Annotated in this window: 19 protein-coding genes; 11 read left to right on the top strand and 8 right to left on the bottom strand. The window is 65.7% G+C overall.

Translation table 11 applies throughout. The annotated features are described in order from the left end of the window. Window positions 1–228: 228 nt before the first annotated feature. The 5 genes from CHB86_RS18470 to CHB86_RS18450 form a co-directional block, all read right to left on the bottom strand. Window positions 229–1,506 carry a TRAP transporter large permease gene (locus CHB86_RS18470; RefSeq protein ID WP_089234580.1) on the bottom strand — a complete coding sequence of 426 codons (1,278 nt, stop codon included), beginning with the start codon at window positions 1,504–1,506 and terminating at the stop codon, window positions 229–231. Between the two features lie 10 nt (window positions 1,507–1,516). Further along, window positions 1,517–2,071 (bottom strand): TRAP transporter small permease, encoded by a 555-nt coding sequence (locus tag CHB86_RS18465; RefSeq protein ID WP_089234579.1) that lies wholly within the window; start codon window positions 2,069–2,071, stop codon window positions 1,517–1,519. A gap of 65 nt (window positions 2,072–2,136) precedes the next feature. Further along, window positions 2,137–3,126, bottom strand: coding sequence for a sialic acid TRAP transporter substrate-binding protein SiaP (locus CHB86_RS18460; RefSeq protein WP_089234578.1), 990 nt, complete (start codon window positions 3,124–3,126; stop codon window positions 2,137–2,139). 98 nt (window positions 3,127–3,224) lie between these two features. Next, entirely contained in the window at window positions 3,225–4,847 is a 1,623-nt protein-coding gene (locus tag CHB86_RS18455) for a GMC family oxidoreductase (protein WP_089234577.1), read from the bottom strand. Between the two features lie 24 nt (window positions 4,848–4,871). After that, window positions 4,872–5,609 (bottom strand): FCD domain-containing protein, encoded by a 738-nt coding sequence (locus tag CHB86_RS18450; protein WP_089234576.1) that lies wholly within the window; start codon window positions 5,607–5,609, stop codon window positions 4,872–4,874. Between the two features lie 179 nt (window positions 5,610–5,788). Between CHB86_RS18450 and CHB86_RS18445 the strand changes: the two genes are divergently transcribed. The 10 genes from CHB86_RS18445 to CHB86_RS18400 all read left to right on the top strand — a co-directional run bounded on the left by CHB86_RS18445 (window position 5,789) and on the right by CHB86_RS18400 (window position 17,193). Further along, window positions 5,789–7,255, top strand: a complete 1,467-nt coding sequence (locus CHB86_RS18445; protein ID WP_217898337.1) for an aldehyde dehydrogenase family protein — start codon at window positions 5,789–5,791, stop codon at window positions 7,253–7,255. 58 nt (window positions 7,256–7,313) lie between these two features. Beyond that, entirely contained in the window at window positions 7,314–8,288 is a 975-nt protein-coding gene (locus CHB86_RS18440; protein WP_089234575.1) for an ABC transporter substrate-binding protein, read from the top strand. 61 nt (window positions 8,289–8,349) lie between these two features. Further along, entirely contained in the window at window positions 8,350–9,873 is a 1,524-nt protein-coding gene (locus CHB86_RS18435) for a sugar ABC transporter ATP-binding protein (RefSeq protein WP_245838150.1), read from the top strand. Next, a complete protein-coding gene (locus CHB86_RS18430) occupies window positions 9,870–10,874 on the top strand; it encodes an ABC transporter permease (protein WP_089234573.1) in 1,005 nt (334 codons plus the stop codon). The genes CHB86_RS18435 and CHB86_RS18430 overlap by 4 nt, the downstream gene beginning before the upstream one ends. 5 nt (window positions 10,875–10,879) lie before the next feature. Continuing rightward, window positions 10,880–11,875: an ABC transporter permease gene (locus tag CHB86_RS18425; protein ID WP_089234572.1), complete on the top strand. Its 996-nt coding sequence runs from the start codon at window positions 10,880–10,882 to the stop codon at window positions 11,873–11,875. A 1-nt stretch (window position 11,876) separates the two neighbouring features. Then, window positions 11,877–12,998 (top strand): mandelate racemase/muconate lactonizing enzyme family protein, encoded by a 1,122-nt coding sequence (locus CHB86_RS18420; protein ID WP_089234571.1) that lies wholly within the window; start codon window positions 11,877–11,879, stop codon window positions 12,996–12,998. 142 nt (window positions 12,999–13,140) lie between these two features. Next, window positions 13,141–14,163 (top strand): zinc-dependent alcohol dehydrogenase, encoded by a 1,023-nt coding sequence (locus CHB86_RS18415; protein ID WP_089234570.1) that lies wholly within the window; start codon window positions 13,141–13,143, stop codon window positions 14,161–14,163. Between the two features lie 20 nt (window positions 14,164–14,183). Next, window positions 14,184–14,942, top strand: a complete 759-nt coding sequence (locus CHB86_RS18410) for an SDR family oxidoreductase (protein ID WP_089234745.1) — start codon at window positions 14,184–14,186, stop codon at window positions 14,940–14,942. A gap of 32 nt (window positions 14,943–14,974) precedes the next feature. Beyond that, on the top strand, window positions 14,975–15,982 hold the full coding sequence (locus tag CHB86_RS18405; RefSeq protein WP_089234569.1) for a C-terminal binding protein: 1,008 nt from the start codon (window positions 14,975–14,977) through the stop codon (window positions 15,980–15,982). A gap of 101 nt (window positions 15,983–16,083) precedes the next feature. Continuing rightward, window positions 16,084–17,193 carry a mandelate racemase/muconate lactonizing enzyme family protein gene (locus tag CHB86_RS18400; RefSeq protein WP_089234568.1) on the top strand — a complete coding sequence of 370 codons (1,110 nt, stop codon included), beginning with the start codon at window positions 16,084–16,086 and terminating at the stop codon, window positions 17,191–17,193. A 43-nt stretch (window positions 17,194–17,236) separates the two neighbouring features. On the opposite strand, the gene CHB86_RS18395 is transcribed toward CHB86_RS18400, so the two are convergent. Together CHB86_RS18395 and CHB86_RS18390 are read right to left on the bottom strand one after the other, a co-directional pair. Then, window positions 17,237–18,982 (bottom strand): sugar phosphorylase, encoded by a 1,746-nt coding sequence (locus tag CHB86_RS18395; RefSeq protein ID WP_089234567.1) that lies wholly within the window; start codon window positions 18,980–18,982, stop codon window positions 17,237–17,239. A gap of 73 nt (window positions 18,983–19,055) precedes the next feature. Next, window positions 19,056–20,525, bottom strand: coding sequence for a UbiA family prenyltransferase (locus CHB86_RS18390; protein WP_217898336.1), 1,470 nt, complete (start codon window positions 20,523–20,525; stop codon window positions 19,056–19,058). A 257-nt stretch (window positions 20,526–20,782) separates the two neighbouring features. Between CHB86_RS18390 and CHB86_RS18385 the strand changes: the two genes are divergently transcribed. Further along, window positions 20,783–21,736, top strand: coding sequence for an alpha/beta fold hydrolase (locus CHB86_RS18385; protein WP_089234566.1), 954 nt, complete (start codon window positions 20,783–20,785; stop codon window positions 21,734–21,736). A 6-nt stretch (window positions 21,737–21,742) separates the two neighbouring features. On the opposite strand, the gene trhO is transcribed toward CHB86_RS18385, so the two are convergent. Continuing rightward, window positions 21,743–22,651, bottom strand: coding sequence for an oxygen-dependent tRNA uridine(34) hydroxylase TrhO (gene trhO, locus CHB86_RS18380; protein ID WP_089234565.1), 909 nt, complete (start codon window positions 22,649–22,651; stop codon window positions 21,743–21,745). Between the last annotated feature and the right edge of the window lie 43 nt (window positions 22,652–22,694).

The raw sequence follows: 22,694 nt of genomic DNA, 5'->3' as shown, positions 1-22,694 counted from the left end.
AGCAGAACATCCCAGACCAACACGGATAGCGCGGTGAGTCCTCGCGGGCTTTCCTTGGCGCATCCCCTTTGCGGCGAGACAGGACCCGGCGGCAGCGCCCGACGGCTCCTGCTCATCGATCTCCGCGACAAGAGGCGCGTCCCGGTGGTCAGGGCGTGTCTGCTCCGCGCTGAGGCGGAAGGGCTCGTCACCAGCGCCCCTCTTCCGATCGCACGCCCAGCCCGGTTGTCATCGGTAGAACATCTCCGGCAGGAACAGGGCGATCTGCGGGAAGAAGACGATCAGCATCAGCACGGTGATGAGCGGCACGAGGAACGGCATCGTGGCTTTCACGCATTTCTCGAAACTCACGCCGGAGACCTCGGCCAGCACGTAGAGGACCATGCCGATGGGCGGGGTCAGCAGACCGATCATCAGGTTGAGGATCACGATGATGCCGAGGTGAACCGGATCGATGCCGACCTGGGCCGCGATCGGCAGGAGCACCGGCACCAGGATGGTGATCGCGGCGATCGTCTCCATGAAGAGTCCGATCACCAGCACCATTGCCATCATGATCAGCAGCACCATCTGCTTGTTCGTTGTCAGCCCCAGCAGGGCATCGCCGAGCGTTGTGGCGACCTGGTTCGCGGTCAGGATCCAGGCGAAGATCGCGGCTGCCGCGACGATCATCAGGATCGCCGCCGTGGTTTCGATCGTGTCGATAGAGACCCGGACAAGGTGCCGCCAACTCAGGGAGCGATAGACGACGAGGCCTAGAAACAGCGCATAAACCACCGCCGCGACGGCGGCTTCGGTCGGCGTGAAGGCACCGGTGACGATGCCACCGATGATGATGCCGGGGGTCAGCAGCGGCAGGAAGGCCTCCTTGAACGTGGTCCAGAGCCGACAGAGCTCGAAACGCTCGTCCTTCGGATAGTTCCGTTTCCTGGCGAGCCAGGCCACCATGACCATCAAGGAAACGGCCATCAGCAATCCGGGCACCAGCCCCGCCGCGAACAGCTCGCCGATCGAGACCGAGGCCATGACCCCGTAGATCACCAGCGGCAGCGAGGGCGGGATGATCGGGCCGATCGTCGAGGACGCGGCGGTGATCCCGACCGAGAAGTCGGTGTCGTAGCCCGCGTCCCGCATCGCCTTGATCTCCACGTTGCCAAGCCCGCCCGCATCGGCGACGGCGGCACCGGACATCCCGGCGAACAGCACCGAGGCGCCGACGTTGACGTGCCCGAGCCCGCCGGGCAGCCAGCCCACCATCGCGCGGGCGAAGTTGAAGATCTTGGTGGTGATGCCGGCGGTGTTCATCAGGTGTCCGGCAAGAATGAAGAACGGGATCGCGAGCAGCGGGAAGGAGTTGATCCCGTTGGTCATGTTGTGGAACACCACCACGTCCGGCAGGTCCGACAGCAGGACATAGATGAGGGAGGCCAGCCCGAGCGAGACGGCCACCGGCACGCCGATGACCAGCATCACCGCCAGCGAAACGAACATGATCGTGAGTTCCATCGGGCCTGCCTCAGAAATTTTCGAGTTTGTTGTGGGCGACATCCTCGGCATCCGTATGGATCAGCCGGACGATGTTGCGGATCGTGTAGAGAACCATGGCCACGCAGGCCGCCATGACGACGTACCAGATGATCGCCTTGGGCCAGGGCACGGTGATCATCTTCTGCCCGGCGGTGCGCTCGACCATCGCCAGCCCGAGATAGCCGAGGTAGCCGAAAAAGAAGCCGGTGATGATCTCCACCGTCACGGCCATCGGCTTGATGGCTCCGCGCGGGACGTAGCGGTAAAAGAATTCCAGATAGATGTGCGATCCCTTGCGCACACAGGTGACCGAGCCGACGAACCCGAGGACGATCAGCAGGTACCGGGCCATTTCCTCGGTCCAGCCGAGGCTGTCGTTCAGGACGTATCGGGTGAAGAATTGCGTTGCCACGATCAGGATCAGGACGACGAAGAGGATGATCACCGGAATGTCGAGCGGTGAAACGTCCGACAGATCTTCGCTCGCGGTGTCCATCTGGCTGAGGTCGATCTCCGGATGGGAGAACTCTGGGGAATCTTGCATGTAGGCCAGCTTTCAAAGGGCGTCCGCCCCCGTCGTCTTGCGGGAGCGGACGTGTGGCGGGCGGATCAGTTGTTGCCAGGCAGGGCCTGCAGCGCCTCGAAGTCTTCCTTCGAGAACGGCACCCCGTCGCCGGTCAGCGCCGGCGCGACGGCTTCCATGAACGGGCCGCGGTCGACCACGTTGACGGTGATGCCCTGGTCCTCGAACCAGCTGGCCAGCTCGTTCTCGGCCGTCTCGATCGTGTCGGTGACGTAGTCGGCGTTGTCCTTGAGCGCCTGCAGAAGGATCTCGCGGTCACCTTCGGAGAGCTTGTCGAGCTTGGCTTTGGAGACCAGCGTCAGTGTTGAGTTCATGATGTGGCCGGTCAGGTTGATGTTCGACTGGACCTCGTGGAACTTCTTGGCCTGGATCGTCGTCAGCGGGTTCTCCTGCGCATCGACCACGCCTTGCTGGAGCGCGAGGTAGACTTCCGAGAAGGCCATCGGCGTCGGGTTGGCTCCGGTGGCCTCGGGGAAGATCAGGTAGGCCGGCGCGTTCGGGACGCGGATCTTCAGCCCTTCCATGTCTGCCGGTTCGAGGATCGGCTTGTTGGAGGTGACGTGACGCGAGCCATAGTAGCTGAGCGCCGCGACGACGTTGCCGTTCATGTTCTCGGAGAGCTTGGCAGATTGTTCCTTGAACAGGTCGCTGTCACGATAGGCGCGCCAGTGGTCCATGCCGCGCAGGGTGAACGGGTAGTCGGCCATGCCGATGGGTGCGTAGAAGGCCGAGACGAAACCGATGCCAGTATAGATGATGTCCACGGTGCCGAGCGACAGCCCTTCGGACAGTTCGAGCTCCTTGCCGAGCGAGGAGGCAGGGAAAACCTTGATCTCGACACGGCCCTCGGTCTTCTCCGCCACGTCCTTCGCCACCTGTTCGGCGCCGATATGCAGCGGGTGGTTCACCTCGTAGACATGCGCGAACTTCAGCGTCTCCGCGGCCTGCGCAACACTGGCGGCCGCCACGGCCATCGCCGAGACCGCAATCCCGCGGAACAATCTGTCGAGCTTCATGGTCTTCTCCCTTTTCTGGTTCGGGGCACCTGCCCCACACCGTGCCCGGCACGGCATTGGAAGGCGGACCAGGTCGACCCGCCCGGGGTACTTGGGCGCTAGATCGCGCCCAGGATCATGTCGGCGCAGCGATCGGCGATCATCATGGCCGGTGCATTGGTGTTGCCGGCCACGATGTCGGGCACCGCCGACATGTCGCAGACCCTGAGGCCATCGATGCCGCGCACCCGGAGGCGCGGGTCGAGAACGGCCATGGGGTCGTCGTCGTGGCCCATCTTGGTGGTCGCGCAGGGGTGGTAGTTCGTCTTCACGAAGCGCCGGCAGTGTTCGCGGATGCCTTCATCCGTCGCCCGCGCCTCCGCATCCGGCAGAACCAGCCGGTCGATCTTCGACGCCAGCGGCTCCCTGGAGAAAACCTCGCAGAAGAATTTCTGCCCCGCGACCATGGTTTCCATGTCGTCTTCGTGGCTCAGCAGATTCGGGTGGACCAGCGGCATGTCGCCGGGGTTGTCCGAGGCAAGGCGGACCCAGCCGCGCGACTTGGGCTGGATCACCACGGTCGTCACAGTCATCCCGTGCCGGTCCTGCACCAGGTGCTGCGCGTCGCGGTCGATATAGACCATGCCGACGCAGAAGGTCTGGATCGACGGCGGCGCATCGCGATCGATGGGATTGACGAAGGCGCCGCATTCCACGCCGGTCGAACAGACCCGTCCGGAGCCGAAGAGCTTGAACTGCACCCCGTTCAGGATCATCCGCCAGCCCTCGCCCTGCTTGAAGTAGCCGTAAGGGCCGTTCGTGTAGGCGGTGATCGGGACTTCCGGGTGGTCGATCAGGTTGTTGCCCACTCCCGGAAGGTCGAGCTCGACATCGACGCCGACCTCGCGCAGGTGGTCCGCCGGGCCGATGCCGGACAGCATCAGGATCTTCGGCGTCACTAGCGCGCCGGCGGTCACGATCACCTCGCCCTCGGCGCGGACCTCGTGCAGGGAGCCCTTGCTGTCGGCATAGACGACGCCGACGGCGCGGCCGGCGTCGATCAGCACCCGATGCACCTCGCTTTGCAGGCGCACCGTCAGGTTCGGATTTTTCTTCAGGGGCTCCACGTGGGAATAGGCCGAGGAGGACCGTTTCCCGTCGCGGTTCATGAACTGGTAGTAGCCCGCGCCGCGCTGCGAGGGGCCGCAGAAGTCGCAGTTGAACGGTTCGCCCATCGCCTGAACCGCCTGCACCCAGTCGCGTGACAATTGGTCGATGTAGCCCGGGTCGGACACCTTCAGCGGACCGCCGACGCCGTGGTACTCGTTCAGAAGCCGGTTGTTGTCCTCCATGCCGGTGAAGGACGGCAGGACATCGTCAAACCCCCAGGGCACGTAATCCTGGCTGCCGCGGAGCGCGGCGTCCCAGCGGTCGTAGTCGGAAGGACGGCCGCGCATGTAGACCTGTCCGTTGACGGTCGATCCTCCGCCCAGCACGTGGCCCTGCGGGATATCGTGCTGGCGGCCGTGGAAGTGCGCCTGCGGCACCGTCTTGTGGTACCGCATGTACTTCGAGCCGTTGATCATCTTGAAGATGCCCGGCGGCATGTCGAGCAGCGGATGGTGGTGGGAATAGCCCGCCTCCAGCAGCAGCACGCGTGCGCCCCCTTCACTGGCCAGCCGCGCCGCAATCACGCAGCCGGAAGCACCACCGCCGACGACGATGTGATCGAAGCTCTCCATCGATGTTCCTCCCTGCCCGGGGCCCTAGCCCACGTCGCCGAACGTCTGTCTGACGTGCTCCCAGGCTGTGTTCAGGTGATCCACGAGCGCCTCCTCCGCGGCATCGGGATCGCGTTCTAGAATGGCCATGTAGATCGTTTCATGGCTGGCATAGTTGACGCGGTTGCGTTCCGGCGATCGCAGCATCCGACTCCAGTGCGGCGCCAGCCAGGTGGCGTAGGCGTTGTGAAGGGTCGGAAAGATCGGGTTGCGCGGGATCTGGTAGAGAACCGCGTGGAACGCCACGTCGGTCGCGTAGAAGACGTTGGAATCCTCGATCGCGTCCTGGTTCCTCTGAAGGGCGTCCTTCAGGTTGGCGATGTCGCTCTTGCCGGCCGAGACCGCAGCGTCACGCACCAGGCCGCGCTCGACGAACACCCGGCTTTGAAACAGTGACCCGACGCCGCCCTTCTGCTCCAGAAGCAACTCGACGATGCTTCCGACCGATGCCAGCGCCGTGTCGTAGCCGGGCTTGCGGACGATCGGGCGAAAGCGCGGCTTGGCATCCAGCAGCCCGCGACTGGCCAGCGTCGCCACGGCCTCGCGAATGACGGTACGGCTGGCCGAGAAACGCTCCATCAGGTCGCGCTCCGAGGGGAGTGGCGACTTGTCGGGCAACTCGCCCGACAGGATCTGGTGCTGGAGCCTGTCGACGATGGTGTCCGATGCGCGGCCACCCGAGTGCGCGGCCTCCAGAACACCCCGGCTGTCCTCCTGACTCACGCCGGCCTCCCATCATTTGGTCTAATCATAATACAGCCACTACTCGCGATTCGCGCCATTTTCAATCCAAAATCTTTCGTTTCTGACCAATTATCAGCAATTCTGCAAAATTTCTTGACGATCGGTCTGAGCAAGGAGTAGCGTGCCGAAAAGTTTGGTCCGACCAAGAGGAATTCTGAATGGACTTGTTCGACCTCAGCCCCGGCACGATTTCCAACGCCAGCATGCTCATCGATGGCGCCTGGGTTGCAGGTGGCGGTGATCGGATCGAGGTCGACAACCCGGCGGACGAATCGATCATCGCGACGATCCCCGACGGGACCGCCGAAGACGCGATCGCCGCGCTTGAGGCCGCTCGGCGGGCGCAACCTGCCTGGGCGGCGCTGCCGGCGATCCGCCGTGGCGAGGCGGTTCTGGCGCTTGCCGCCGAGGTCGAAGCACGCGCCGAGGAGCTGGCGCGTATCATCACGCTCGAACAGGGAAAGCCCATCGGCCAGGCCCGCGGCGAGGTCGGCGCCGTGCTCACCTTCCTGCGCCATGCGGCCGGCGGCGTCCGGCGTATCGAGGGCGACATCGTCGCCTCCGACAATCCCGACGAGGAGATCCACGTCCGACGGCACCCGCACGGCGTCGTCGTGGGGCTGACGGCATGGAACTACCCCGCCGCGCTGTGCGCACGAAAACTTGGCCCGGCCCTCGTTACCGGAAACACCTTTGTCCTGCTGGCGCATGAGATCACGCCGCTCTCCGGGCTCTTCATATGCGCCCTGGCGGAGCGGGCAGGCATTCCGAAGGGCGTGGTGAACGTGGTGACGGGCCGGGGCGCCGTCGTGGGACAGGCGCTGGTCGAGAGCCCCTTGTCCGACCTCGTGACGATGACCGGCAGCACCCGCGCAGGCAAACAGATCTACACGACCGGTGCGCAAACCATGAAGGTCCTGCGGCTGGAACTGGGCGGCAAGGCCCCGTTCATCGTGATGGACGACGCCGACATCGACGCCGCCGTCGAGGCGGCGGTCGTCGCGCGCTACACCAATTGCGGCCAGATCTGCACCTGCAACGAGCGGATGTACCTTCACAGCGCGATCGCCGAGGAGTTCCTCGAGAAGTTCGTCGCGCGCTCGCGCGCCCTGACGATCGGCGATCCGATGACGGATCCGGACATGGGGCCGAAGGTCAGCGCCGTCGAGGTCGACAAGGTCGCCGCGATGATCGCGACGGCGCGCGAGGAAGGTGCGGAGGTTCTTCTGGAGGGCGGACCGCTTCGGGACGGCGCCCATGCCAGGGGCTACTGGATGGCGCCGACCGTCCTTTCGGTGAAGGACAACGCCTCGACTCTGGTTCGAAACGAGGTCTTCGGACCCGTCGTCCCGGTGCTCACGGTCGACAGTTTCGAGCAGGCCGTCGCGCAGGCCAATGACACGGACTACGGGCTCTCCGCCTATGTCTTCACGCGCGACTACAAGCGCATCGCGCAGACGCCTTACGCGCTGAAATTCGGCGAGATCTACCTGAACCGGGCCAATGGCGAGCAGGTCCAGGGTTTCCATACGGGATGGAAGGAATCCGGGCTTGGCGGCGAGGACGGCAAGTACGGCTTTGATGGGTACCTGCGGAAGCAGACCACCTATCTCAACTGGGGTTGACCCCAATACCGTTCCGCTCCGGGAGGACGTGGCGGACATTTACAGTGGAGGAGACAAAATGAAACGCAGAATTCTCATGGGAACGGCCATCGCTTTCGGCCTCGCCCTGACGACGGTATCGGCGATCGCCGAGCCGCCCCCGCTCGCTCAGAAGGACCGTTACAAGGTCGGCTTCAGCCAGATGGAGTCCAACAACCCCTGGCGGATCGCGGAAACCAAGTCGTTCCACGACACGGCGGAAGCCTGCAACTGGGATCTCATCGCCACCGACGCCGCCGGCTCCGCCGCGAAACAGGTTGCCGATGTCGACTCGATGATCGCCCAGGGCATCGACGTGCTCTTCCTGCCGCCGCGCGAGGAGAAGCCCCTGATACCCGCCGTGATGAAGGCCAAGGCCGCCGGTATCCCGACCTTCCTCGTCGACCGCTCCGTCGACCCGAACGTCGCCAAGGCCGGCGAGGACTACGTCGCGTTCCTGGGGTCGGACTTCATTGACCAGGGCCGTCGCGTGGCGGAATGGACCATCGAGAACTTCAAGGGCGACAAGGGCATCATCGTCGAGCTCGAAGGCACCACCGGATCCTCGCCCGCCAACGACCGCAAGAAGGGCTTCGACGACCGTATCCTGCAGGACGACCGCTTCGAGATCGTCGCCAGCCAGACCGGCGATTTCGCCCGCGACCTCGGTCGCCAGGTCATGGAGACCCTGCTGCAGGCCCATCCCGACGTGAACATCGTCTATGCCCACAACGACGAGATGGCCATCGGCGCGATCCAGGCGCTGGAACTCGCCGGCCGCAAGCCGGGCGAGGACGTGCTCGTCGTATCCATCGACGGCACCCGCGATGCGCTCCAGGCGATCATCGACGGCAAGATGGGCGTGACGGTGGAGAGCTCGCCGTTCTTCGGTCCGCTGGCCTGCGAAGTGATGAAGCGCTACGCCGCCGGCGAGACGATCGAGCCGTGGGTGCAGGTCAAGGACCGCATCTTCACCCAGGAAAATGCCGCCGATCACATCGACGAGGCATACTGATTCCTCCCTGCCGGGGGACGGCTTCGGCCGTCCCTCGTGCGGACCTGGCGAAAGGCCTCAGATGCAACCGCTCCTGAGAATGCAGGGCATCAACAAGTCGTTTGCGGGCGTCGTGGCGCTCTCATCTGCCGGACTTGAGATTGCCGCTGGCGAGGTTCATGCCCTCATCGGGCAGAACGGCGCCGGAAAATCCACCCTGATCAAGATCCTGACCGGCGTTTATCGCAAGGACTCGGGAGACATCGAATTCGAGGGCGCTCCGCTCAACGCCCAATCCCCTCGCGAGGCGCAGGACAACGGGATCGCGACGATCTACCAGGAACTCAGCCTGGTTCCTCTGCGCTCGGTGACCGAGAACGTCATCATGGGCTACGAGCCCCGAACCCGGTTCGGCTTCATCGACTGGAAGGCCGCGCATGACCGCACGCGCGAGATCCTGTCCGGTTTCGGCATCGACATCGACGTGACCCGGCCGCTCGGCAGCTATTCCACCGCGATCCAGCAGCTCACCGCGATCGCGCGCGCGGTGTCGCTCAACGCCCGGCTGGTGATCATGGACGAACCGACCTCCTCGCTCGACGACCGCGAGGTGGAGACGCTCTTCGGCGTGGTGCGTGGCCTGAAGGCGCGCGGCGTGTCCGTGATCTATGTCTCTCACTTCCTCGACGAGCTGTTCCACATCTGCGACCGCGCCACGATCATGCGCGACGGTCAGACCGTGGCGGTGCGCGAGATCGCGTCCACCACGAAGCTCGGACTGATCGCCGACATGCTCGGTCGCGACCCGGAAGAGATCGCCGCGGCCGGCATGACCGATCTCGGCGGCGGCAAGGGCGAGGCCGGCGAATTGCTGCTCGACGCACGGAACCTCTCGACCCGGCGGATGCTGCGGGACGTCTCGGTCTCCGTCCGCAAGGGCGAGATCGTCGGGCTTGGCGGGCTGCTCGGGTCCGGACGGACCGAAGCCGCACGGGCGATCTTCGGCCTCGACAGGCTGAGCGCCGGCACCGTCAGTACGCATCGCACGCCGGCCGGTTTCTCCGATCCCGCCGAGGCGATCCGCGGCGGCGTCGGCTTCCTGACGGAGGACCGCAAGGCCGAAGGGATCGTGCCGGAAATGTCGGTCCGCGAGAACATGACGCTCGCCCTGTTGCCGGCGCTGGCCGGGAAATTCTCGCTCGACCGCGCCCGCGAGGAGGAGATCGTCAAGAAGTTCGTCGACGCGCTCGGCATCAAGCTTGCCAGTATCGAGCAACCGATCCGCGAACTGTCGGGAGGCAACCAGCAGAAGGTGCTGCTCGCCCGGTGGCTCGCGCTGGAACCGGACCTGCTCATCCTCGACGAGCCGACGCGCGGCGTGGACGTCGGCGCCAAGTTCGAGATCCAGTCGATCATCCGGGAATACGTCGAGAAGGGCGTCGGCGTGCTTCTGATCTCCTCGGAGTTCGAGGAACTCGTCGAGGGTGCGGACCGCATCGTGGTGCTACAGGACGGCGTCTCGGTCACCGAGCTGCGCAACCCGGGCATCACCGAGGAGAAACTGATCGGCGCCATCGCGCAATCCCACGAGGGGGCGGAGGCATGACCGATCAGGCCCAGACGCCCTCCCCCCAGAGCAGGAGCCTCGCCATGAACGGGTTCGACTGGAAACGGCTCTCGAGGCATGGCGGCCTCATTGCGCTCGCGCTGCTTCTTCTCATCAACATCCTGATCACGCCCAACTTCCTGCAGCTGCAGACCCTGTTCGTGAACATCAGCCAGGTGGCCACCATCGCCATCGTGGCCGTCGGCATGACACTGGTGATCGCGACCGCGGGGATCGATCTCAGCGTCGGCGCGGTGATGGCCGTGGCCGGCGCGCTGGCGCCGCTCATCTTCCTGTCGGACTTCGCCCAGGCGAACCCGTCGCTCGGACTGGCGCTGTCGATCGCCGTACCCATTCTCGTGGCGCTGGTCTGCGGGCTCTTCAACGGCGTGCTCGTGGCCTATCTCGGCGTCCAGCCGATCATCGCCACGCTCATCTTCTTCATTTCCGGGCGCGGGATCGCGCAGGTGCTGACCAACGGCAACCTGCAGACCTTCAGCCACCCGGGCTTTTCCTACATCGGCACCGGAAAGATCCTGGGGCTGCCGTTCCAGGGCTGGCTGGTGCTGGTGATCGCGGTTGTCTTCTGGTGGGTCGTGAACCGGACGATGTTCGGCCGCCGCATCCTTGCCGTAGGGGGCAACGAAAAGGCGGCGCGGCTGACCGGAACTCCGGTGCGGCGCGTGAAGATCGGCGTCTATGTCATCTCCGCCGGGCTGTCCGGGATCGCCGGGCTGATCGTCGTTGCGATCAACTCCGCCTCCGACGCCGCGCGGATCGGCAACCTGATGGAGCTCGACGCCATCGCGGCGGCCGTCGTCGGCGGCACCCTTCTGATGGGCGGCAAGGCCCCGATCTTCGGGGCGATCCTCGGCGCGATCATCATCCAGCTGGTGAAGTACACACTGCTGGCCAACGGCGTTGCCGACGAGGTCGCGCTCATCGCCAAGGCAGGCATCATCGTGCTCGCCGTCTACGTCCAGCAAGGCCGGAAGGAGTGAACGGCATGCTCGATACCAACGCGTTCGATCTCCGGAAATACCTGCAAGGCAATGGCCAGTCCGTCGGCGTCTGGATCGCGCTCGTGGCGATGATCCTGTTCGGTGCGCTGCGCTACGACAACTTCACCGGCGCCTACAACATCAGCTCTTTCCTGAACTACAACTCGATGTTCATCGCCATCTCGCTCGGCATGTGCTTCGTCATCATGACCGGCGGCATCGACCTCTCGGTCGGGTCGGTGGTGGCCTTCACCTCGGTCTGCGTGGCCTACCTGTCGCCCTACGGCATCCAGGTGGCGCTTCCGGGCGGCATCCTGGCCGGCATGGCGATCGGCGCGCTCAATGCGTTCTTCGTCATCAAGATGCGCATTCCGCCATTCATCGCCACCCTGGCGACGATGCTGGGCGCCAAGGGCGGCGCGCTGGTGATTTCCGGCCGGCAGACGATCTCAGTCGACTGGGGGTCGAACTTCACCAAGTTCGGAATGGGCAATGTCGGCGGGCTTCTGCCTTGGTCGATCATCGTGGTCATGGTGCTAGCCGTGGGCCTTTGGGTGGTGCTGGAAAAGACCTCCATCGGACGCACGGTCGAGGCAATCGGCGGCGGCGAGGACGCGACCCGGATGATGGGCCTGCCCGTCGACCGGGCCAAGGCCTTCGTCTACATCCTGTCCGGCGGCTGCGCCGGGCTTGCCGGCGTGATCCTCGCTTCCGGCTTCGGTGCAGGCCAGCCGCTCGAAGGGGTGGGCTGGGAGCTTTCGGCCATCGCGTCGGTCGTGGTCGGCGGCACGCTGCTGACCGGCGGCCTCGGTTCCGTTCCCGCAACGGTCGCCGGCGCGCTGTTGCTGGGCCTTGTTTTCAACATCCTCAATTTCGAGAACGGACGCGGCGTGATCAGCTTCTCCGCCTATTGGCAGATGGTCGTGCGCGGCATGTTCCTCTTCGTGGTCATCCTCCTGCAGTCCCGCTTCTCGCGGGCCGCGGCGAAACAGGGAGCCTGAGATGCCAGCAATCAAGTCGCTCGACGCACGGTGCTTCGCGGTTCCGCTCGACGAGATCCTGACCGACGCCAAGCACGGCGATCATTCCCATTTCGAGCTGATCACCGCGACCGTCACGCTTTCCGACGGCACGGTGGGCACCGGCTACACCTATACCGGCGGGCGCGGCGGGCGGTCGATCCTGGCGATGATCGAATACGACCTCGCGCCGTTCGTGCTGGGCCGGGACGGGGACGACGTGGAGGCGCTCTACGACGCGATGCAGTGGCACATGCATTACGTCGCGCGCGGCGGCATCGCCTCCTTCGCGATCTCGGCGGTGGACATCGCGCTCTGGGACGCCCGTTGCAAGCGTCTCGGCAAGCCGCTGTGGCAGGTCGCAGGCGGTGCCTCCGACCGTTGCAATGCGTATTTCGGCGGCATCGACCTCAACTTTCCCCTGCCCAAGCTGCTCGACTCGATCCGCGGCTATCTTGCGGACGGGGCCAACGGCGTGAAGATCAAGATCGGCCAACCGACGCTCGCCGAGGACGTCGAGCGCATCGCCGCGGTGCGCGACCTGATCGGCCCCGAGGTCGCCTTCATGGTCGACGCCAACTACTCGATGAGTGTCGAGCAGGCGATCGAGGCGGCGCGCGCCTTCGAGCCATTCAACCTGATGTGGTTCGAGGAACCGACCATTCCGGACGACTACGCGGGTTTCGGCCGGATTGCCGAAGCGACGGGCATGCCGCTGGCGATGGGCGAGAATCTCCACACGATCCACGAGTTCGAATACGCCTTCGAGCAGGCCAGGCTGTCGTTTGTGCAGCCCGATGCGTCGAATTGCGGTGGTATCACCGGGTGGCTCCGCGTCGCCGACCTGTCCCGCCAACACGGAATCCCAATCTGCAGCCACGGCATGCAGGAGTTGCACGTGAGCCTCGTCTCCGCCCAGCCCAACGCGGGATGGATCGAGCTGCATTCCTTCCCCATCGACCACTACACGACCCGCCCCGTCGTGCTGCAGGACCATCTGGCGGTGGCGCCTGGCACGCCGGGCATCGGCGTCACCTTCGACTGGGACAAGCTTGAAGCGGCTGCGGAGCAGGAGGCCTCGAGAGCAAGCGCATGTCGAGCGTGACGCGTACTTCCCACGGAGCCGGGAGGGGCGCGGCGGCTTGTCGGCGGATCAAGGAACAGGCGCGTCCCCGATGCGCAGGATCAAACGAACATGCGATGGGTCGACGCGATGCCGGCTGTCGTTTCCAGAGGAGTGAGTAAAGATGAAGGCGCTGGTCTACACGGGCCCGAAGAAGGTCGAGGTGCAGGACGTTCCGGTCCCGGAAGGTCGCAGCGGACAGGCAAAGGTCAGGATGCGTTTCTGCGGCGTTTGCGGGACGGACATCGGCATCTTCGCCGGCAAGCACCCGCGCGCCAAGGCGCCGCTGGTCCTCGGGCACGAGTTCGTCGGTGCTGTCGAGGAGATCAAGGACGGCTCCGGCCGCTTTGCCCCCGGCGACCGCGTCGTCGCCTATCCGCTGCTGTCCTGCGGTCACTGCCTGCCCTGCCGGACCGGCCAGCCGCATGTCTGCGAGACGCTCAAGCTCATAGGCATCGACCGCGATGGCGGCATGGCCGACTATGCCTGGATCGACGAGGACGTGCTCTTCAAGGTTCCGGACACGGTCTCCGACGAGATCGCCGCGCTGGTCGAGCCGCTGGCCGTCGTGGTGCGGTCTCTGCACCAGGCCCGGTTCAACCTGCTCGACACGACGGTCGTCACCGGCGCCGGGCCGATCGGCGTCCTGACCGCGATCGTGCTCAAGCATTCCGGCGCCTCGAGCATCGTGATCTCCGATGTCGACGAGGCGCGCCTCGGGCTCTGCCGCGAGTTCGGGTTCGAAACGGTGAATGTCGGGCAGACCAGCCTTGTCGACTACATCGGCGAAAGCACCGGAGGCGAGGGCGTCGACATCGTGTTCGAATGCTCCGGCGTCGCGAACGCGGCCGCGGAGATGACGAAGATCGCCCGCGTCGGCGGCACGATCTGCATGACCGGGATCCACAAGGAACCGCGGGCGGTGGACCTGCGCGACATGAACTTCAAGGAGCAGATCCTGGTCGGCTCCCGCGTCTACACGCTGCGCGAATTCGGGATGTCGGTGGCCTATGCCGAGACGCTTGCGGCGGATCTGGAGAAGGTGATCACCCAGAAGGTGCCGCTCTCGGGATCGGCAAGCGTCTTCGACATGATCGCCGATCCGGACGTGAACGCCGTCAAGGTGCTCGTGGACTGCCAGGCGTGACGCAAGAGGGGTTTGCGGCGATGAACATGTTCGACCTCGAGGGCCGGAAGGCGATCGTGACCGGCGGGACGCGCGGCCTTGGCAAGGGCATGGCGGAGGCCCTGCTCGAAGCAGGCGCGGAAGTGGTGATCTTCGGGTCCGGCGACAGCGTGCACAACGTGGCGGGTGCGTTTCGGGAGCGGGGGCTGGCCTGTCACGGGCTCGTCGTGGACCTCTCTCACGCCATTGCGCGGGGCCGGGGCTTTGACGAAGCGCTAGCGCTTCTGGACGGGCGGCTGGACATCCTCGTCACCGCCGCGGGCGTCCAGCGCCGCCACAAGAGCGAGGAATTCCCGCTCGAGGACTGGTCCGATGTCCTGGAGGTGAACCTGACCGCCGTGTTCGATCTTTGCCAGCGCGCGGCGCGGGTGATGCTGCCGCAGGGCGGCGGCAAGATCGTCAACGTCGCCTCGCTCCTCAGCTTTTTCGGCGGTCTGACCGTGCCGGCCTACGCGGCGAGCAAGGGCGGCATCGCCCAGCTCACCAAGGCGCTGGCCAACGAATGGGCAGGACGCGGTATCTGCGTGAACGCGATCGCACCGGGCTACATGGCGACCGACATGAACAGCGCCCTGCTCGCCGACGCCGGGCGCAATGCGGAGATCTCCGCACGCATCCCGGCGCACCGCTGGGGCACGGCCGAGGACATGAAGGGCCCGCTGCTGTTCCTCGCTTCCGGAGCGTCCGACTACGTGAACGGCGCAATTCTTCCGGTGGACGGCGGCTACCTCGGCCGCTGACCCCCGACACAAAGCAACTGAAAGAAGGTCTGATGAAGATTGTAGTCTCCGATTGCGACCACGAGTCGATGAGCATCGAGCAGAAGGTTCTCTCCGACGCCGGACTCGGGTTCGAGCACTACGCCTGCCGAAGCGAGGACGACCTGATCGCCCAGTGCGAGGGCGCCAACGCCATTCTCACGCAGTACGGTCCGTTCACCGACCGGGTGCTGGCGGCGCTCAGGCCGTCGCTCGGGATCATCGTACGCTACGGCGTGGGCGTCGATACCGTCGATCTCGAGGCCGCTACGCGCCACGGCGTACAGGTCTGCAACGTGCCGGATTACGGGATGTACGAGGTCTCCGACCATGCGCTCGGGCTGATGCTCGCCCTCGTGCGCAAGATCCCGATGATCTCGGCGGCCGCGCATCGGGGGGAGTGGGACTACCGGCTCACGATCCCCGTTCGCAGGGTCAAGGACATGACGGTCGGCGTCCTCGGGGTCGGGCGGATCGGACGGCTTTTCGCCGAGAAGGCCTCCGCGCTGGGCTGCCGCGTGGTGCTCTGCGATCCGTACAAGCCGGGGGTATGCCGCCAGCTTCCGGGTACCGACGAGGTCGACTTCGACGAGTTGCTGCGCGAGGCCGACGTGATCTCCGTCCATTGCCCGCTGTCGAACGAAACCCGCGGCATCCTCGATCGGGGCGCTATTGCGCGGATGAAACCCGGCGCGATCCTGATCAACACGGCCCGCGGCGGCATCATCGACGAGGAGGCGCTCGCCGAGGCGCTTGCCTCCGGCAAGCTAAGCGGGGCGGGCATCGACGTGGTCGAATCCGAACCGCTCGCGGCAAGTTCGCCGCTGCTTCGATTCGACAACTGCATCGTGACGCCGCACATGGGCTGGTACTCGGAGGAATCCGCGCAGGAACTCAAACGCAAGGTCGCCGAGGAGGCCGTTCGCTTCGCCAGGGGCGAGGCGCCGCGCTATCCGGTCAACACGCCGGTCGCGGGCGAGCGGCGCACCGCCACCAGCCTTGCAGGTGGCGCCGAGAGCTGACCGGCGGCGTGAAAGCCTGCCGTGGATCAATGTTACCGAGTTGAGACAACGAACGGCGCCTGCGGATCGCCGGTGCTGCCTAAACAATGGGGATATGAGAAATGGCCCGGATCGAGCGCGTCGAGATCTTCATGGTGGATCTGAAGCCCAAGGTGCTTCGTACGGACGCCATCCAGTCCTTCCAGAGCCAGGAAACGCCAATGATCCGCATCACGGATGCGGACGGTGCCGTGGGGACCGGCTATACCTACACGATCGGAACCGGTGGCCCGTCCGTGATCAAGCTGTTGGAGCGCACCCTCGTGCCGTTGCTGATCGGGCGGGATGCGGAGGCGATCCAGGGGATCTGGCACGACATGCTCTTTGCCACCCATGCGACCGCTGTCGGAGCGATCACGTCGCTGTCGATGGCGGCCGTGGACGTGGCGCTCTGGGATCTCAGGTGCCGGCGCGCGGGGTTGCCGCTGTGGCTCATGGCAGGTGGCGCGCGCGAGACCATTCCGCTCTACTCCACCGAGGGCGGCTGGCTTCACATCCAGCCGGAGGCGCTCATCGAGGACGCTCTCGCGGTTCAGGCGCGCGGTTTTCTCGGCTCCAAGATCAAGATCGGCAAGCCGCATCTGTCAGAAGATCGCGCCCGGCTGTTGGCGCTCCGCGAGGCTGTGGGACCCGGCTACGAGATCATGGTGGACGCCAACCAGAGCTTCACCCTGCCGGAAGCGATCCGGCGGTCCCGGGTCCTGGAGGAGGCGGGCATCGCCTGGTTCGAGGAACCTCTTCCGGCCGACGATGTCACCGCCCATGCCAATCTGGCCGCGCGGACATCGGTGCCGATAGCGGTGGGCGAGAGCATGTACTCGCTCTCGCAGTTCAAGGAATATCTCGAGGCCGGCGGCGCCAGCATCGTGCAGGCGGATGTCGCGCGCGTGGGCGGCATCACGCCCTGGCTGAAGATCGCCCACCTGGCCGAGGCCTACAACGTCCCGATCTGCCCGCATTTCCTGATGGAGCTGCACGTCAGCCTGGTCTGCGCCGTGGAGAACGCGCGCTGGCTCGAGTACATCCCGCAACTCGACGTCATCGCCCCCGAGGGGATGACCATCGAAGGCGGGCTGGCACGGCCCTCACCTGAACCGGGGATCGGAATCGCCTGGGATTGGGACGCCATCCTGCGCGAGGGCGTGATGACGCCGATTGATATCTCGGACTGAAGGACGCGCGGAGAGGCGGCCGCGCGTTCTTGTGCCCGCGTTCTCAGTGGCGATTGCTGATCCAGCGGCACTGGTAGGGGGCGAAGGTCACGTCTTCGCCGAGCGGGTCGATGGCTTCGCCGCTCAGCAGATCCACCCAGGATTCGCCGCCGATCAGGTTGATCGCATGAGGCGCCATCGTGACGGGCTCGCGGGTCACGTTGTGGATGGCAAAGATCGACTGCTCCCGGTTGATGCTCTGCCGCCAGAAGCCGAACAGGGATTCCCCGAGGTGCAGGGTGAACTGCGTGGCGTTGGGGTGGAATCCCTTCTGGCGGATGCGAATGGAGATCCGCCGCTTCATCTCGGCCAGCACGCGGGCGTGGATCGTCTCGGGATCTGCCAGCGCCTCGCGCAGGGTCGGGTAGTCCCAGCGGTGCCGGTTGATGGCGCGGTTCACCCCGGTCTTCTCGACGCCGGCATGGTCGTTCGGCGTGCCGAGCAGGGAGTGAATGTAGAAGGCCGGCAGCCCCTCCAGCGCCATCACGATGGTCTGGCTACAGAGGAAACGCTCGAACTGCAGGTCGTCCGGCCCGTCGACCGTGCCCTTCATCGCGTCGAACCAGGTGATGTTCAGCTCGTAGGGTTTCTGGCTGCCGTCCGGCATCGAGCGCATCGAGACCAGCCCGCCGAAATCCCGCACGGCCTTGACCATGGATCCGATCTCGGTGTCGGGCAAGAGCCCCTCGGCGCCGCGCACGCCGATCCCGTCATGGGAGGCGGTGAAGTTCAGGTAGGCGCAGCCGAGCTGGGCCGGGGGCATCGCCATCTGCCATCGGCTGAGCGCGCTGCTGGTGCCGTTGAGCATGGCGTGCAGGATCAGCGGCGGCAGCGAGAAATTGTAGATCGAATGCGCCTCGTTCATGTTGCCGAAATAGGAGAGGTTCTCGGCATTGGGCACGTTGGTCTCGGTCAGCAGGACCACGGGCTCGGAGGCATAGTCGAACAGCAGCCGCATCAGGCGCACGATGGCGTGGGTTTGCGGCAGGTGGATGCAGGAGGTGCCGATCTCCTTCCAGACGAAGGCCACGGCGTCGAGCCGGATGATCCGCACACCGTTGTCGATATGCAGCCGCATCACCCGCAGGAACTCCAGCAGCACCTCGGGGTTGCGGAAGTCGAGGTCGACCTGGTCGTGGCTGAAGGTGCACCAGACCCAGCGGGGGCCGTTGGCGGTCTGAACCTCGCGCAGCAGCGACGACGTGCGTGGCCGGACCACCGCGCTCAGGTCGTCCTCCGGCGAGGCCTCGAAGAAGAACTTGTCGTAGGGCGGGTGCCCCTGCAGGTATTCGTGAAACCAGATCGAAAAGCTGGAGACGTGGTTCAGAACCAGGTCCGACATCAGCTTGAATTCGGAGGCGATGCGGTTGATGTCCGACCAGTTGCCGAGGTTCGAGTTCACGCTGCGGTAGTCGGTGACGGCAAAGCCGTCGTCCGAGGTGAAGGGGAAGAACGGCAGGATGTGCACGCCGCTGATGACCCCGGACACGTTCTCCTGGAGGAAATGACGCAGCAGGTCGAGCGGGCGATGCTCGCCGTCGACGATGCTGTTGCCATAGGTGATGACCAGCGTGTCCGTCTCGTCCCAGAGGTTGTTGCCAGGCGGCCGGGTACGGCTGCGCGAGGCGGTGCCCTCGGGCCAGAACGCCGCGATCGTGTCCTCCCGGAGCTGCGGGATATCCGCGTCCGGATAGATCTGCGCCAGCAGCGCCGCCAGCTTTTCGTTGAACTTCGGACTCTTGAGGGTCATGGGCCGGTTCCCCGTGTTTCACACCGGTAAAGCGGCTTCCGGGGCGAATTTCAAGTTCGACCCGGTCGGAGGCTCAGCCGAAGGAGGCGGCGGCGGCGATCAGCAAAATCATGACGCCGCAAATGCGGCTGGTGCTGTCTTTCAGGGCAAAGACCACCGGATCGTCGTGCATCTTGCCCCTGTGGGTGAGCATGACGACGCGACTGATCCAGTAGAGTAGGATCGCACAAACCGCGCCGAGCAGCTTCGGGCGTTCGTAGATCAGCGAGACCGACGGTGTGCTGATGTAGAGCGCGAGGACCAGCACGGATACGTAGCCTGCGGTCAGCGCCATGCCCGAGACGACGGGAATGTCGGAGGTGACATAGGCACGCCCGGCGGAGCCCTCGCGCCCTGCGGCGACGTCGCTGATCAGTTCGGCCTGCCGCTTGATGGCCGCCAGCGACAGGAACAGGAAGCCGGAGAAGGCCAGCAGCCAGGGAGAGATCAGGATGCCCGTCGCCGCCCCGCCGGCGATGATGCGCACCGTATAGAGCGTGGCGAGGGTGCAGATATCGATCACCAGCCGGCGCTTGAGGTTGAGCGAATAGGCGGTGGTGAGGATGAAATACCCCAGCAGGACGAGAAAGAAGTCGAATGGCAGGAGCAGCAGGGCCAGCAGCAGCCCGCCAAGCAACAGTGCCGGCGCCAGCAGCGACCCGTGCAGCAACGCCATCTCGCCCGAGGGCAGCGGACGTTTCGACTTGCGCGGGTGCGCGCGGTCGGCGGACAGGTCCAGCAGGTCGTTCAGCAGGTAGACACTGGAGGCGATCATGCTGAACACGACGAAGGCCAGCACCGCAGCCACCCAGTCGCGCGGATCGTGGCTGTGCGCCATCAGAACCGGCAGGAAGATCAGGACGTTCTTCGCCCATTGGTGCGGACGGACCGCGCGCAGCCAGGACTTGTTCGGGCCGGCGAGCTCCGCGCGCCCCAGATGTTCCGCACCTTCGGCGGCCGCAGCTTCCGCGCCGGTGCGCAGATCGTCGGGCGCATTGACGGTGATCGCCTTGCGGGCGCCTTTCCAGACCTCGAGATCGGCCTCGTGATCGCCGATGTAGTCGTATTCGCCACGGCCGAACCGCTCGATCAGGAAGGCCGCCTTGCGGTCCGCCTTGAGGTTGGTCTCGCCGTCGGAGCCATGCACCTCGTCGAAGATGCCGAGATGGTCGGCGATCTGCTGCGCGACCTGCTGGTCAGAGGCCGTCACCAGCGCCACGCGGCCACCGGCGTCGCGGTGGCTCTGGATACGCGCCAGCACCTCGTCGTTGTAGGGCAGCTTGCTGACATCCACCTTGGCCGTATCCGCCAGCGCCTTCTTGAAGGCTGCCTTGCCCTCCGGCAGCGCCCTGAGCGCCCGCGCGGCGGCAGGAATATCGCGGGAGACCACGTTCCACCAGTTTTCCAGAAGCATGTCGCTGCGGATCAGCGTGCCGTCGAGATCGACGGCAAGAAGCGGCGGGTGGTCCACCGGCTGGTCGGCGGAACTGGTGGTGTCTTGCACGGGTTACGTCCTGCTCGTCGGGCACGTCTTTTATCGGGGGCGGCGCACCGCCCCGCGCTGTCTGGCGGGAATCTAGGACGCGGGCCGCTGCGGTGGCAAAGCGTGTCCGGACTCAGTCGGCGGTTTTGCCCCGATGGTGGTGATGCTGTCACAGGGCGGTGGTTGGAGACGCCACCATAGACGCTGCGTCGCAGCATGTTCTGGCGCGACATGCGATATCCTGCAGGTGGACACAGGTCGCGTCAGGACGGATCACGATGCACACCACAGCTAGCCCCTCCGAAGACATCACGCTCGACAGCTACCAGGGCTGGTCCCTGACCCGCCACGAGGCGGCAGGCGCGGGAGATCTGCCCGACCTGCTGTTCCTGCACGGCATGTCTGCGGGCGGCTGGGTCTGGACGGAGCGCTGGCTCGGCCATTTCACCGAGGCAGGGCACCGCTGTTGGACCATGAGCCTGCCGGGCCGCCCCGTTGGCGCGACCATGGCCACGGATCCCGGCGTTCTGGACCGCGTGCTGTCACAAGCGATGCAGGGCGGCGATGCGGGCGCGGCGCTCGACGCCCTCGCGGCGGCGCTCCCGGGCGCATCGCTCTTCGACGGGCCGGGTCTCGACACGCTCACCGGCGCCCTGGCGGAGGCCCTGGCCGCCATTGGCCGGCCCACGGTCGTCGTGGGTCATTCGCTGGGCGGGGCCGTCGCGCAGAACCTGTTGCGGCGCGGCGGGCGCCCGGCGGCGACGGTGCTGCTCTGCTCGGCGCCGCCCTACGGGCTCTGGCGCGCGTCGATGGAGATGGCCACGACCAACCTTGCGCTCTGGAAGGCGATGTTCGACCTGTCCTTCTTCGGGGTCGCCGCGACCGACCCGCGGGTGATCCGGGACAACATGTTTCCGAATGGCATCTCCGAGGCGGAGTTCCGCACCGTTCTCAGCCGCCTGACCGACGAGGCGCTCGCCGCGACGGCGCGCACCTCGGGCTTCCCGCCCTTCGCGCCGCTGCCCGGCCCCCGCTCCGACCTGCTGGTGATCGGCGCCGGAAAGGACCGCTTCGTGCCGCCGCTCGATGTCCACCTGACCGGTCTCTACTACGGCAGCCGACCCCGGATCGTCGCGGGCGCGGGGCACATGCCGATGTACGAGCCTGCGTTCCTGTCGGAGACCGCCGGCCACATCCTCGACTGGCTGCCCGGCATCGCGGCGGGTGACTAAGCGGGATCAGCCCTCGGCGCCCAGATGTTTCTCGCCGCGCTCTCCGGCGAGACGCACCTGGCGTTGCCGCTCCCGGAACCTCTCGCGATCCGCGTCGGAGAACTCCTCGATGCAGCGCGGGCAGGAAACGCCCTCCTCGAAAGCATCGGAGCGGCGGTCGTCTTCGGACACCGGGCGGCGGCAGGCATGGCACATCGCGTGGCTGCCCTGCTCGAGCCCGTGCTTCAGCGCGACCCGCTGGTCGAAGACGAAACATTCGCCGTGCCAGAGGCTGTCTTGCTCCGGCACCTCCTCGAGGTACTTCAGGATCCCGCCCTTGAGGTGGAACACCTCGGCCTCGCCAAGCCCCATCAGGTAGTTGGTGGATTTCTCGCAACGGATGCCGCCGGTACAGAACATCGCGATCCGTTTGTTGTGGAACCGCTCGCGGTTCGCCTCCCACCAGGCCGGGAAATCGCGGAACGACCGGATCCCCGGGTCCTCCGCTCCCTCGAAGGTGCCGATGGCGACCTCGTAGTCGTTGCGGGTGTCGATCACCGCGACATCCGGCGCGGAAATCAGCGCGTTCCACTCTGCCGGGTCGACATAGCGGCCGACGGCGGCGGTCGGGTCCACCTGCGGCTGGCCCATGGTGACGATCTCGCGCTTGAGCCGGACCTTCATGCGGCCGAACGGCATGGCCTCTGCCTGGCTCTCCTTCCATTCCAGCCCGCCGCAGCCGGGGAGGGCGCGGATATGGGCGAGGACCCGGGCGATCCCGTCCGGCGGTCCGGCGATGGTGCCGTTGATCCCCTCGGCGGCCAGCAGCAGGCTGCCGCGCACGCCTTCGGCCTCGCACAGCGCCTTGAGCGGCGCGCGCAGGGCGTCGGGGTTGTCGAAACGGGTGAAGTGATAGAGCGCGGCGACGGTCAGCATGGCCGTTTCCCTAGGCCGGAACGCCCCGCAAGAACAAGCCCGA

This window comes from Tropicimonas sediminicola (assembly GCF_900188335.1).
In the GTDB taxonomy this organism is placed as follows: domain Bacteria; phylum Pseudomonadota; class Alphaproteobacteria; order Rhodobacterales; family Rhodobacteraceae; genus Tropicimonas; species Tropicimonas sediminicola.
Note: the sequence above shows the minus strand (reverse complement) of the source record. Positions and strands in the feature narration are given on the sequence as shown.